The organism is Amycolatopsis sp. WAC 04182 (genome assembly GCF_003947465.1).
Lineage (GTDB): Bacteria > Actinomycetota > Actinomycetes > Mycobacteriales > Pseudonocardiaceae > Amycolatopsis.
In genome coordinates, this window is record NZ_QHJJ01000004.1 from 313,849 (window position 1) to 327,414 (window position 13,566).

The window sequence follows — 13,566 nt, forward strand, 5'->3', positions numbered from 1 at the left end:
TTTCCTTCCGATTCACTCAATAGTGAAATTCACTCGATGAAAATTCGTCAAAGAAACGTCTGTCATTGAAGTTGTCCAGCAAAACTTCGTGACGGAAGCCGCCATCGAAAAGCTCGACTAAGAATTCTGCAATCGTCCCGTAAAACTCGCCCCACCCGTCTCCATGATTATCAATGAAAACCGTCGTCAAAGCGACCGAGCCGGGGCACCAGAAGTATGTATTCTGATCTCCGTGACCCCACGGAACCATGCCGCCTTCCTCTGGATGATAGAAATGTGGAAATTCCTCCGGTATCTGCTCGCGCGCATACCGAAACGTTTCTCCCTTCGATTCAACCACCCCAAAGAAGGTCTCTCGCCACTCCTTCGATTGGACAGGGTTGTAGAAATTTATAATGCCACCAAATGACCCAGAAGGGAAAATTTCACATATGACCTTGAAGTCTTCATGGACGGGACATCCCAACCTTTCTTGCACACTCTCCCAGGAGAGTCGTCGTTCCACGACCGAAGCATGGCGCCCGAGAATACGCGCCAACCTATGGGCCACATCTTGGTCTTGGGTCATTTCCTTCCTCAATATTGAGAATCAAAACCTCGCAATAGTAGCCTCCACTGCCAATGGCCACGGCTTTAATGCTTCGCGGCACCGGACTGGAGCCAGAATATGAGGCAGTGACTTTGTAGAAAACTTTCTGCGGAGGTTCACTGGGAGTTCCGTTCACCGTCCGCTTGGTCTTCATCTCGATAGAGTGCAGAAAGTCACGAATGTTAACAGTCGGCCACTGAGGGACGATATTCTTTACGTCGTTAGTGCCCCAGAACATCGACGCGATCAGATGGCCACGATGCATTCCTGTTTCGTACCCAAACGGATCATCAGGGCTACCACTGCGCTTCCTGGTAGAAGTCAGACAAACCGAACCGCCAACTGCGCGCATGCCAGTAGTGCCATCACGGGCTACCGCAGGCTGCATATCAGCGTACTTCGGAAGATTCTCCGCCATCCCGAACTGCCCACAGAAATCCGGATAGGAATAGTCTTCCTGGCCGCCGGGGCTTGTCGGCCTGGATTCTGCATCTTGCGTTATCTCATTGGCGTCATCCGAATACCCTTCGTTCGGATCTCGAATAATGGTCCGCTCATTCGTGGCATCCCTGGCGTCAACCAGATCGACAACAGTAGCGCCGGGCGCCAAGCGGTCTGCCGGTCGCAGCGCTTCTTTTATCCAAGGGGGTGGAGGAGGCGGCAAAGGCCGCCGGATTACAACCCGTCGTCCCCCATGCTTACGAACTCCGGGCTCATAACGTCCGGACATCGTCGCTTGCGACGAGGGCCTACTTCTTCGCGAATCGTTGAGACTTCTAATCTCTTGACTATGCCAATCACGATCTGTCCGGTCGTACCGTCCGTAATTCGGCCTTTGCTGCTGACACTGCCTGCATTCGGCGTCGGCCACTGGTTCTGCACAGGCCGCGTCCCCGACAAGCCCACCGATAAGCCCACCGAAGAAGCCCCAATACGATCCAATGACGTGCCCCGCGACGCTGCAAATGACATTGTGTCCGCTGGGATCGGCATTCCCTACGGAGTCCCCATTGCCATAGGTGTAGCGGTTGGTAGCCGTCGAAGGATCGGGAGCGAGTTCCCAGTCGTCCCGCGAAAGGAACCCACCGCGCTCCGGCGAGTACCACCGCGCCGTCATGTTGACGTCGCCGGAATCCGGACTGGTCCAGTCTCCCTGGTACCCCAGGTTCGAGGTGTCGCCCGACGACGTCGTCACGACACCGAACGGATCGAACGTCCGCTGGCCGTCGACCACCGCACCGAGGTAACGCCCGACGACGTCGCCGTGCCTGTCGGCATAGAGCAACTTCCCACCGGCACCGGCCTTGTCGCCCAGCGCGGTTCCATCGGGAAGCCGGGACACGGTGCGCATGCCGTCAGTGACCGACTCGTTCGACAGACCGTCGTAGGTCAGTGTGACGTTGTTGCGGGTGTGGACGCGGTCCTTGCTGTCGTACTGGTAGTTGGTCGCGCCTTGGGTGACCAGACGATCGAAGGCGTCGAACCCGCTCGTCGTCGTGGTGCTCCCACGCGTCACCGCGGAAACGGTGCCGCGCTTCGTGTAGGTGTACGCGGCGCCGCCACCGGACAAGAGCTGGTTTCGCTCGTTGTAGGAGTAAGCCGCGCCGTTGACCGACGATCGGTTACCCGCGTCGTCCCAGCCATAGGTCGTCTGCTGGGTACCAGCCGTCCACGAGGTCAGGCGGCCGACACCGTCGTATCCGTAGGCATTCGCGGCAGGCGCGCCAGGACGTGTCGAGGTCTTCGCGGTGACCTTGTCGTCCTTGTCGTATCCGTAGCTGTCCCCGAACACGACTCGTGCACTGGTGTCGTCGAACTGCGTCAGGTTGTCCGACGCCAGCCTGCCGAGCTTGTCGTAACCGATGTTGCGAGTGACCCGCCCGGACAGAGCTCGGTCTTTGGTCAGCGACAGCCGGCCCGCGTTGTCGTACCGGTAGTCCACCGTCCGGCCGCTGATCGGGTCCGCGGCCGAGTAGAGCCGACCCGCGGCGTCGTAGGTGAACGTCGTGGTTCCGGCCGCGTCCGCGCGCGTCGCGAGAGTCCCGTCGCCGTTGTAGGTGTACACGCTGGAGCCCATGGGACCCTGCGAAGTCCGCAGGTTGCCGCGGTCGTCGTAGCGATAGTGAGTGTCACCACCAGGGCTGCCGACCTTCGTGACGCGACCCGCCAGGTCGTAGCCGAACGTGCGATCCGTGGTCGCCTGTTCCGCCCCGGCGCCGCGTTCGGTGGTCAGCCTGTCCTGGTCGTCGTACTCCCGGGTGCGAGTGACACCTCCTGGAGCGACCAGCTTCGTCGCGCGTCCGACTGCGTCGTAAGAGGTGGTCCAGGAACGATCACCGAGTTGCGTCGCACCGGCGACCGCCGGTTCGATCACCGATTCCGGCAGCCCCCAAGGGGTGTACGTGTACTCCGTCGCATTGCCCTTGCCGTCCACGAAGTGGCTGCGGCTGCCCAGCCGGTCGTAGCCGGTCCACGTCGTGATCGACTTGGTGGCGTCGACCTTCTCGACCTGCTTGACGAGCCGGTTGAGGAAGTCATAGCCGTAGTCGACCGTTCGGCCTTCCGCCGAGACGGACTGCAGCACGTTCCCGTTGCCGTCATAGCTGGAAGACGACGAACGCTGCTGCTGGCCGTCGACGATCTGCGCGATTCCGGTCATCCGGCCCGCCAGGTCATAGGTCCTCTTGCTGACCAAACCGGTCGGGTCGGTGACACTGCTCTGCCGACCCGAGTCGTCATAGCCGTAAGTCACCGTGCGGTTGGTCTCGTCGGTTTCGCTGATCAGCTCGTTCGCACCGTTGTAGGCCTTCGTGCTGACGAAGCCTTGCGGAGTGGTCTGCGAAGTGACGTTCCCGGCGTCGTCATATCCGGTCCGGGTCGTGTAGAAGACGTTTTGGCCGCCATAACGTTCGACCTGCGTGGCGGTGATCCGCCGGCCGAACTCGTCGTAGGTGAACTCCTCGCGTGCACCGGTCGCGTCGGTGCTGCTCAGAAGTTCACCGTTCCCGTTGTAGGAGGACTTCAGAACCGACGGTGTATCGCCGATCTGCGGCAACGTCGAGGTGAGTACGTGGCCATAGGGGTCGTAGGTGTTCGTCGTGGTCCGGTTCAAATGGTCGGTGACCGTGAGTGCGTTACCGCCACGGTCATAGGCCGTCCGCGTCACCGGGGTGATCGGCTGACCGCCTGGCGGCGTGTAGGTGGGGAGAATCCCCGCGGTCGCCCTGCCCATGTTGTCGCGCTCGGTCGTGGTGACGTTCCCGGCGCTGTCCTTGGCTTGGGTGATCTCGCCGAAGGTGTTGCGCCCCAACGACTCGCTCAGTTCCACGTTCGCGGTCTTCTGGCCGTTGACCCACACGTCCACGGCAGGCTTGATCGTCGAGACAGCCTGACCGGTCGCGTCGTAGGTGTAGCGGGTTTCGACCTGTCGCCGATCGGTGCTCGCCACTGCCAGCCCGCGCTCGTCAAAGGTCGTGGTCGACGACAGGACCAGCCCCGTCGACGCGATCGTGTCCTGCCTGCGCACACTGCCGTTGGGCGCGTAAGTGAAGTCGGTCGTCTCGACGCGCGCGGGATCGGCCGCACCGGTCGAGGAGACGCGTGTGGGATTGCCCGCGCCATCTCGAACGAAGGTGGTCTTCCGCTTCACTCCGTCCGGGTCCACTGTGGACTCTGTGGCGTATCCGGCGGGGTCGTACGCCGTCGTCGTCTTGCGGCTTCCCGCGGTGACCTGTTGGGTCAGATTCCCGGCTGGGTCATAGACACGTTGCTCCAGCAGGACGTCCCGGGCAGGCCCGGACGGAGGCTGATACCCCTCCAATGTCGCTGTAGCCAGCAGGCCATCGCCGTAGTAGCCGTACCGGGTGGCCCGGTTCATCGCGTCCTGCACCCGCTCGAGCCGCCCGGCGGGGTCGTAGCTTCGGTTTTCCACCCGCAAGCTGCCCATGCCCGAAGTGGCGGGATCCGCCCCGATACCACTGGCCACTCGTGACAACAGGCGGCGCTCGTCGTCGAACTGATCGGTCCACTTCGTGCCGAGGACATCGGTGGTGACGACCTTCAGCAGATCAGGCGAGCGCTCGTACTGGACCACACCGCCATCCGGGTAGTTGACGCTGACCCGCTGATCGAAGGCGTTGTAGCCGAAAGTGGTCTTGCGAGCGAGGTCTCCGCCCGTCACGTCGGAGACCGTCGTCTCCAGAAGGTTTCCATTGCCGTCGTAGACGTTGCCGGTGACGGGAGTGTGCGTCACGCCGGTGATCGTGTTGGTCACCGCCGGTTCCGTGATCTTCGCGATCTCGGATTTCGGCGTGTACTCGAAGGTCCGGATCCCGAAGACACCGCCGGCGGCGTTGCCCTCCTGCTGCGACAGCCGTCGGCCGATACCGTCATACGTGTAGGACGTGACCAACCCCATCACGTCCTTGGCGAACGCCAGATCCCCGTTCGCCCGGAACGCGTTGCTCGCGGCCTGGTTTCGCCGGTCGGTGGCCTGGATCAGCAGCCCGGCGGGCACCTTGCCGCCGCCCTCGGCGGTTTCGGAACCGTTGGAGTAGGTTCGCACCTCCGTCGGCGCGGCGATCTGCCCTGCCGGGATCGGGAACGTCGTCGTGGTGAGCCTGCCCGCCGTGTCATAGGCGTAGGACGTCCGGTACCGGGTGTCCGTGGCGCTCGACGAGCGGGCATCGGAACTGGTGGCGAGCTTGTCCCGCCTCGGATCGAGAGGATCCGACGAAGTGACGTAGGTGAAGTAGGAAGTGTTGCACGACCCCACGGCCCGGCAGGTCTTGCGGCTCAACACGTTGCCGCGGTCGTCCGTGGTCTGCTCGACCCGGTTGTCGAGTTCGTCGACAGTCGCCTTCAGGAAGCCCTTTTCGTTGTACTCCCAATGCTTGTCGAATCCCTTGTGGATGACCGTCGTGAGGCGGCCACCCTGATCCGCGTCGAACTTGTACGTCCACTCCGGGTAGGGGCCGCGCAGCGTCACCGTGCGCTCCGCGTTGTTCCGTACCGGCGGATCGAGCGTCCACTTGCGACCGTCGTGATCAGTGAGCGCCTTGGCCCGGTCGGCTCGGTCGTCGTAGCCGATCTCGGCGAAGACGCGGCCGTCCTGCGGCAAGGTGATCTTCGTGAGCTGGTCGATCGTCCGCGCGGCGCCGAAGTGCTGGGCGACGGCGAAAGGACTCAAGGTGTGCTGGTAGAGCGCGACCTCGTCGATCGAACCGGAGAAGTAGAAGTCACCGCCGTTGGTCGACGGAAAGTTCTTTCCGACGCCTCCACCGACCACCAGCTTGCCCAGCGTCCCGTGATCGATCAGCCCGGTGATCGTCCCGATCGCCGCGCCATCGAGGTACAGCGTCTGGCGGTCGACCGCGGACGTCAGCACGGCATGGTGCCATCCGTTGTCGTTGACCGGGTTCGTGCTGACCACCTGGCTCGGCCCGGTCACGTTGCGGGCGGACAGCCCACCGTAAAGGTGGCCGTCGATTCCCACGTAGAGCAGCGGCCGCCACTTGGCAGGAGCGGTGGCGGGGAAGGCCTGATCGGCATAGCTGAGCAGAGTTCCGCTCGCTCCGGTCTTGAACCACAGCTCGGCCGAGACCGACATGTTCTCCCTGAGCAGGTCGTCCGGCAGGGTCAGGTGGCTGGCCATGCCGTCGAAGACCGCGGCCGTGTCGGTCGTACCGCCGAGTGCTCCGACAGCCCCGAAGCCGAGGCCGTTCTGCTTGCCCGCGTCCGCACCGGGTGTGCGGGCCGCGGCGCTCGCCGTCGTCGGCCCGCTGTCCTCGTTGAGCCGCCAGTACCCGCGCGGCCCGTCGTCCATGACCGAACTGCGGTAGTGCGAGCCGGCGAGACGCCCGTAGCTCGTGCAGTTCGGCGCCGCGCCAGGCGCGCAGACACCGGTCAACGTGTCGCCGTCGTAGGTGTAGGTCCAGGTCAACGGCTCCTGCCCGGCAGCGGGCGGAGGCGTCTGCACCTTGGTGACGTGCGCTCCCGTCCAGGTGATCCCCAGCGACCGTCCGGAGACGTCGTTCACCACGGCCGTCACGTGTCCGGAGGTGTCGTACTCGAGGTGCTCGGTGAGCCCGGCCGGGTCGGTGATGCGGATCAGCTTGCCCGCGTTGTCGAACAGCCAGCGGCTACCGGTGACGTCTCTGAGGGTGTAGTAGCCGGTGCCACTGTCGTAAACGAGGTCGACGTTCTGCCCCATCGGCGGCGCGAAGGAGCCGTCGGGGTTTCGGCCGAACCGTGCCTGCCTTCCGTTCGGATAGGTCAGCAGGACGTCGACGACGACGTTCTGCGCGGACCGGTTCGGGACGAGCCGGGTGTCCAGGCGGGACGCCCAGCCGACGCCGAAGGCGGTGTCCCGCCGGGGATCCAGGCTGTTGTATGTCCTCGTGATGGTGAGGTCCGGGCCGACGGTGGCGACGCTGGCGTCGGTGACGACGGTCGAGTAGTTCCCGATCTGCGGATCGAGACCGGGACCGTTCACGGTGTCCGGACTGCCTGCGAGGTGCGAGGTGATCTCCGGCTGGGGGACACGCGTGGTCAGCGCCAACGGGCCGACCCAGTTCGGTGACGGACTCACGGTGTCATGGGTCTTGACACCCCAGTAGTAGGTCTTGCTCCATACCAGCTTGCCTGCCGGTGGCACCCAGCTTTCGGGGCCCCACGGGGAATCCGTGCAGTTCTGGGTCAGCGCGACATCGGTGCAGATCCGGAACTGGAACGTGAACCCCTTCTTCGGCCAGTCGTCGTCATCGACGGCCCTGGCGAACAAGGTCGGTGTCAAGGATTCGACCGTCGCGCCGTTTCCGGGTTGCTGGTAGTTGGACCCTGGCGGCGTGTTCTGGACCTTCAGCGGAGCCGAACCATAAGGAACCTCGTAGACGACGTGGAAATCCTCGTTCGCGGGGTTCCACATGGTCAGGAGAAGTTCGTAGTCGCCCGGCGCCAACGCGGTCAGCGGCACCGTGATGGTCGCCTGGCCACCCGGTGGCACGTCCACGCCCGGCGGGACTCCCTGCGAAGTCTTGATCACCGTGCCGTTCTGCTTGACCAGATAGCCCAGCCGATACCCGCCACCGGCCGCCCAAGTGGACGACCCCTGGTTCGTGACCTTCGCGGTGAACGTGCCCTCTCGCGTGTTGGTCGGCAGGAGAACGTCGGTGAGCTCGTATGCGGCGCCCTCCGGCGCGTAGCGAACATCGAGGTACGGCTTGTTAGGAGTATTGGCGGACGCGAAGCGTTTGAAGGCCGCGCTGTCGCCCTCGTTCGCGGCACGGATGGTGAAACCGTTGCCCAGGGCCGTTCCGTGCGACCACTGGATGGCGATGTCCTGCGGCAGGACGAACTTGGTCAGGTGCTGGCCGGCGCATCCGGCACCCAGGGCCGGGACGTCCACGGTGGCGAGCGCCCGGCCCGCCGCCGCCCCCGGCCATACGGCGTTGTTGCCCCAGCCCTGGGTGACCTCGAAAAGAGTGACCGGGCGTGTCTGGCACGAATGAACGGCCAGCACGTCGAGGGTCGCCCCGATGATGTACTGGTTCCGAAGGGCGGCGGAGACCGACTCGAGCTTCAGGTACGACCGAGAGATCGTCCTCCCGCCGTTCGGCGAACCGACCTCGAGTTCGATGTTCCCCGAGTGGTTCTGGGTCGTACCGGACTTGACGTAGGTGTCGTCGTTGACCCAGACCTTCCCGACACTAGGGTCCACAACGACGGGGAAGACGCGGCTCGGATCCTTCAGCCAGGCAGAATCCAGGTCGACGCGCAGGGTCCAGGACTGGGCACCGGCCTGCGCGAGCGAGTACCGGACGCCCTCGCTTCGGACGCCGGTCCCGGTCACCGGATCGACCTTTCCGTCGATCATGAAGCCGGCCGGAATGACCCCTCGCGTCACACCCGCCTGGTCGACCAGCTTGATGTCGCCATCGACGATCTGCGGGCGAAGTGCGCCCGTGCGCAAGGTGAACTCGTAGCTCGACCGCGCCTTCGAGGAGTGCAGTACGAGCTCCTCTTTGAGCCCGCCGTTGGTGGCCGACAACCGGAGATCCACATCCGGCAGAGCACCGGGGTAGGTCACCGTGTCATCGGTCGGCCGAGCCGGCACGGAGACGGCTCCCTGGAGCCCGTAGGCCAGCGTGTGCCCGCCGTCCAACCCGACGGTCGCTACCTCCCTGGCGTCCGCGAGCGGCGCGAAGCTGACCGCCGTGGGAGCCTTTCGCGGGGACCACCGGCCGTCCGGGCCCGCTTGCAGGGTCAGATCGATCGGAGTCCAGCCACCGTCGGCCTCTCGAACGTTCGCCTGCCCGGTGTGCACCCGAAGAGTGCGGCTGCCATCCGGGTTCTCGAACGTCTGGGTGTCGGCGGTGCGGTCCTGCGGCCGTTCGACGGCCTCGGGGTCGATCGCGGGCAGCCCGCTTCGCTGTTCGAGCGCCGGCTTGACGTGTTGCCCACCGTTGACCACGCCGTTGACCTGAGGCGGCGCGGCGGCCGAATCGGCCACCGCGCCGGCGGGGCGAGGCGTGTCCCGGGGCTCGAGCCCGGGTCTCTCGTCTCTCCCTGAGCCTGGCCCGGTACCGAGCCGCTGCTCGGGCGAATCAAGTGAGGCCCCCAGTGGCAACGGCTCGGCCGGTTTGGCGTACTCGACGGCCGAACCTGCGACCGGAAGCAGAACGGCCAGCACGAGGCCGAGAATCAACCAGTTCCGCGCAGCATTGACTACACGTGCACGCGCCACAGTGACGTACCCCCACGGACCGAACGGTCGTCCCCCGACGCCGAGCGGAACGTTAAGTGCGCGTAAAACGATCAGTCAATGGAGCAGGCCACGAAGTACTCGAATGCCGTAACAGAACGGAACATCCTATGTACTCCAAGTGGCCGAGTCGTCAACTACGGATGAGTCGGGCCCACCGCCGCCGCAGCGGAGTCACTTGAGCTTCCGCGGGGCCGTCCGGCTCCGGTTCGGGACGAACCACGGGCGAGTAGATGGTCTTCGCCAGGTCGCGTTTCGCCTTCTTGAAACCGGCCAGGGCGTCGGGTGCGTATCCACCCGCCTTCGGCCGATCCGGAACCTCGCTCAAGTCCTCCAGCAAGGTCCAGTTCGACCCGAGCGCCGCCAGGGAGCGATGCTTGGTCGCGTAATAGTCGGGGTGGATCGAGACCGCGACCCCCGAAGCGCCTCCCGCCGCCGCCAGCATGTGCAAGTGGAACCTGGTGGAGATCCAGGTCTGCCGGGGCGAAACCGGGAGTCCGTGCGTCCAGATGTGCGAAAACGGGTAGAACCGGGCGCCGGGCAGTTCCCGCTCGAGGAGCGCGAACACCTCCCTGTCGACGCGTGGAACCCCTTCGACCACGCCGATCTTTTCCGGCGGGATCTTCCAGGCCCGCAGCATCGACAGCACCGCGCCCGCCAGCTTGCCGACCCCCACCTCCACCAGGTCGGACTGAAGGCAGAGCATGACCTCGGGAAGGTCCTCGGTCTCCTCGTAGAGGTGCCGATCGATCCCGATGAACGCGTCGTCGAGCCCCACCGGCACGTCCAGCAACTCGGCCGAAGCGTCGTCGCGGACTTCCACGATCTCGAACCTGTCGGCCAACGCCCGCAACAAGGGTGCGACGTCGTCACAAGCGGGCAACAGCCCCTGCCCCGTCATGGCCGCGCGGCCACCCGAGCGCTCGGCGGCGGCCGCCGCTCCGGCAAGGAGACCGATCTGTTTGGGCCAGAGCTTGTTGATGTAGCCGCCCCCGACGACGTGGATCACGTCGACCGTCGCGAGCAGTTCGATCCCGTGATGCAGCCTGGGCATCATCCCGGGGTTGTGGATGGCTTCCCGGACCCATGCCGCGGCCTGCCACGGGTCATCGGAGGAGGCCTCCCAGCACAGACGCCACAAAGTGTCCGTGAACTTCGCTCGGGGATGCAGACCGTCGAGGAGGACGGCGGCGGGGCCGGGTGAATGGGTGTCCACCCACACATCCGCGTCTGGGGCCACTTCGGCCAGGTGCCGGAGCCAACTCGCGGCAATGAGTTCGTCACCATAATTGGGGTGACCGACCGGCGCGACCAGGTAATACAGTGCGCGCCGGGCAGGCTTCGAAACCGAAGCCGTTCTGTCGGGGACCGGCATTCGTGCATCGTAACGCCGCACACACCGTTACCGGAGCGGGAGCGCGAAACCTGCTCGGGGCGGGGCGGCCCAGGCATCATCGGCCCCATCGGTACCCTCGTTCCCGTGCATGCCACCAGCACGGTTCACGCCGCCGACGGTGCTGCGCCGACCTCGGTTCCGCCGATTTCGGACAGCAAGACCTTTTCGCGCGCGTTCGCCGACATCAAGACCGGTTTCGCCGCCAAAGAGCTCTGGGGACACCTCGGCTGGCAGGACATCAAGCAGCGCTATCGCCGCTCGGTGATCGGCCCGTTCTGGATCACGATCAGCCAGGGTGTCATCGCGCTGGGCCTCGGGCTCCTGTACTCGCAGCTGTTCGGCATGCCGATTTCCACGTTCCTGCCCTACCTCAGCACGGGCTTCATCATCTGGGGCTTCATCAGCGGCTGCCTGTCCGAGGGCATGGAGACCTTCATCTCCAACGAGGGGTTGATCAAACAGCTCCCGGCACCGCTTTCGGTCTACGTGCTGCGCACGGTCTGGCGCCAGACCCTGATGCTGGTGCACAACCTGATCGTCTACGTGATCGTCATCGCGATCTTCTTCACCTCGCTCAACCACCAGTATTCGTTGAACTCCGGCAACTGCAACGAGGGCTTCTCCGGCATCTGCCACCCGGGCCTCGGCTGGTACTCGCTCACCGCGATCCCCGGCTTCTTCATGCTCGCCTTGAACGCCGGCTGGGTCACCCTGCTACTGGGCATCATCTCGACCCGTTACCGCGACATCCCGCAGGTGATCAACTCGCTGATCCAGCTGCTCTTCTACATGACGCCGATCGTGTGGCCGATCGACCAGCTGCTGGCGGGCGGCGCGCGGGCCGCCACCTCGTGGGCCCTGCCGTTCGTCCACGGCAACCCGTTGTTCCACTTCATCCAGATCGTGCGCGCACCACTGATCGGGCAGGAAGTCAGCATCAACAGCTGGTACGTGGTGCTCGGCATCACCGTCGTCGGCTGGGTCCTCGCGCTGGTCGCGATGCGCAATTACCGTTCCCGCGTCTCTTATTGGGTGTGACAGATGGTCAGCATTGATGTGCACAACGCCTACGTCGACTTCCCCATTTTCGACGCGAAGACCCGCTCCATGAAGAAGAAGGTGCTGGGCAAGGTCGGCGGCAAGATCGGCACCGAAACCAAGGTGCCGATCATCGAAGCCCTGCACGACGTGACGCTTCAGCTGCGGGAAGGCGACCGGGTCGGCCTCGTCGGCCACAACGGCGCCGGGAAGTCGACGCTGCTGCGGCTGCTGTCCGGCATCTACGAGCCCACCCGCGGTTCGGCGAAGATCACCGGCAAGATCGCGCCGGTCTTCGACCTCGGCATCGGCATGGATCCGGAGATCTCCGGGCTGGAGAACATCCTCATCCGCGGCCTGTTCCTCGGGATGACCGCGAAGCAGATGGAAGCCCGCGTCGACGACATCGCGGAGTTCACCGAACTCGGCGACTACCTGCAGATGCCGCTGCGGACGTATTCGACCGGTATGCGGGTGCGCCTGGCGCTGGGCGTGGTCACCTCGATCGACCCGGAGATCCTGATCCTCGACGAGGGTATCGGCGCGGTCGACGCGGCGTTCCTCAACAAGGCGAAGGACCGGCTCAAGGACCTCGTGAAGCGGTCGGGCATCCTGGTGTTCGCCAGCCACTCGGACGAGTTCCTCTTCGAGCTCTGCGACTCCGCCATCTGGATGGACGAGGGACACGTCAAGCAGCGCGGTTCGCTGCGCGACGTGCTCACCGGCTACAAGGGGCGCGACCCGTTCGAGAACATGAGCAAGGAAACGCTGGAGCGGTTCGGCCTCGAGCCCGACCCGGTGGCGACGACGAACGGTGGCCAAGGATGACCAGCGAGACCCGGCAGTTGCCCGAAGGCGCCGTCGTCGGCGTCGTCGTCACTCGCCATCGGCGGGAACTGCTCGCGGACTCGCTCAAGGTGATCGCCGCGCAGACGCGCCCGGTCGAACACCTCGTCGTGGTCGACAACGGGCCGGACAAGTCGGCACGGGACATCGTCGAGAACTACCCGCTGCCGGTCACGTACCTGCCCTCGCACCGCAACCTCGGCGGCGCGGGCGGGTTCGCGCTCGGCATGCTGCACGCGCTCTCGCTGGGCGCGGACTGGGTCTGGCTGGCCGACGACGACGGTCGCCCCGCCGACGAGAATGTCCTCGCGATCCTCCTGGAGGAGGCCGAGAAGCGGGGTCTTGCCGAGATCTCCCCGGTGGTCACCAACATCGACGCGCCGGACAAGCTCGCGTTCCCGTTGCGGCGCGGGCTGACCTGGAAGCGTTCGTCGTCGGAGCTGGGCACCGACTTCCTGCCGGGCATCGCCTCGCTGATGAACGGCGCGTTGTTCCGCGCGTCCACTTTGGACGTCGTCGGCGTGCCGGATCTGCGGCTGTTCTTCCGCGGCGACGAGGTCGAACTGCACCGGCGCCTGGTGCGTTCCGGGCTGCCGTTCGGCACCTCGCTCAAGACCGCGTACCTGCACCCGGACGGCTCGGACGAGTTCAAGCCGATGCTGGGCGGCCGGTTCCACGCGCAGGACCCGGAGAACGAGGTCAAGCGCTACTACACCTACCGCAACCGCGGGTACCTGCTGTCCCAGCCGGGCATGCGCAAGATCGGCGCGCTCGAAGTGGTGCGCTTCGGCCTGTACTTCGTCGGCGTGAAGCGGGACCCGAAGGCTTTCCTGCAGTGGCTCAAGCTCGTGCGGCAGGGCCGTAAAGAGAAGTTCTACCGCTACTGAGAAACACGAAAAGGGGCCCCTCGCTCGCGCGAGGGGCCCCTTTTCGTTC

Annotated in this window: 6 protein-coding genes; 3 read left to right on the forward strand and 3 right to left on the reverse strand. The window is 64.8% G+C overall.

All coding sequences use genetic code 11. The features are described from left to right. Positions 1-16: 16 nt before the first annotated feature. From DMH01_RS21720 to DMH01_RS21730, 3 genes are all read right to left on the reverse strand, one after another. On the reverse strand, positions 17-568 hold the full coding sequence (locus DMH01_RS21720; RefSeq protein ID WP_125679096.1) for a hypothetical protein: 552 nt from the start codon (positions 566-568) through the stop codon (positions 17-19). Next, positions 540-9,278, reverse strand: a complete 8,739-nt coding sequence (locus DMH01_RS21725) for a LamG-like jellyroll fold domain-containing protein (RefSeq protein WP_125679097.1) — start codon at positions 9,276-9,278, stop codon at positions 540-542. Before DMH01_RS21725 ends, DMH01_RS21720 begins: the two co-directional genes overlap by 29 nt. 205 nt (positions 9,279-9,483) lie before the next feature. Then, positions 9,484-10,725 (reverse strand): polysaccharide pyruvyl transferase family protein, encoded by a 1,242-nt coding sequence (locus tag DMH01_RS21730; RefSeq protein WP_125679098.1) that lies wholly within the window; start codon positions 10,723-10,725, stop codon positions 9,484-9,486. A gap of 105 nt (positions 10,726-10,830) precedes the next feature. On the opposite strand from DMH01_RS21730, the gene DMH01_RS21735 reads away from it, so the two are divergent. The 3 genes from DMH01_RS21735 to DMH01_RS21745 are packed head-to-tail and all read left to right on the forward strand — an operon-like array spanning position 10,831 to position 13,517. Further along, complete coding sequence (locus DMH01_RS21735; protein WP_199745583.1) at positions 10,831-11,784, forward strand: ABC transporter permease; 954 nt, start codon at positions 10,831-10,833, stop codon at positions 11,782-11,784. Between the two features lie 3 nt (positions 11,785-11,787). Beyond that, positions 11,788-12,612 (forward strand): ABC transporter ATP-binding protein, encoded by an 825-nt coding sequence (locus DMH01_RS21740; RefSeq protein WP_125679099.1) that lies wholly within the window; start codon positions 11,788-11,790, stop codon positions 12,610-12,612. Next, complete coding sequence (locus tag DMH01_RS21745; RefSeq protein WP_125679100.1) at positions 12,609-13,517, forward strand: glycosyltransferase; 909 nt, start codon at positions 12,609-12,611, stop codon at positions 13,515-13,517. The genes DMH01_RS21740 and DMH01_RS21745 overlap by 4 nt, the downstream gene beginning before the upstream one ends. Positions 13,518-13,566: the final 49 nt, after the last annotated feature.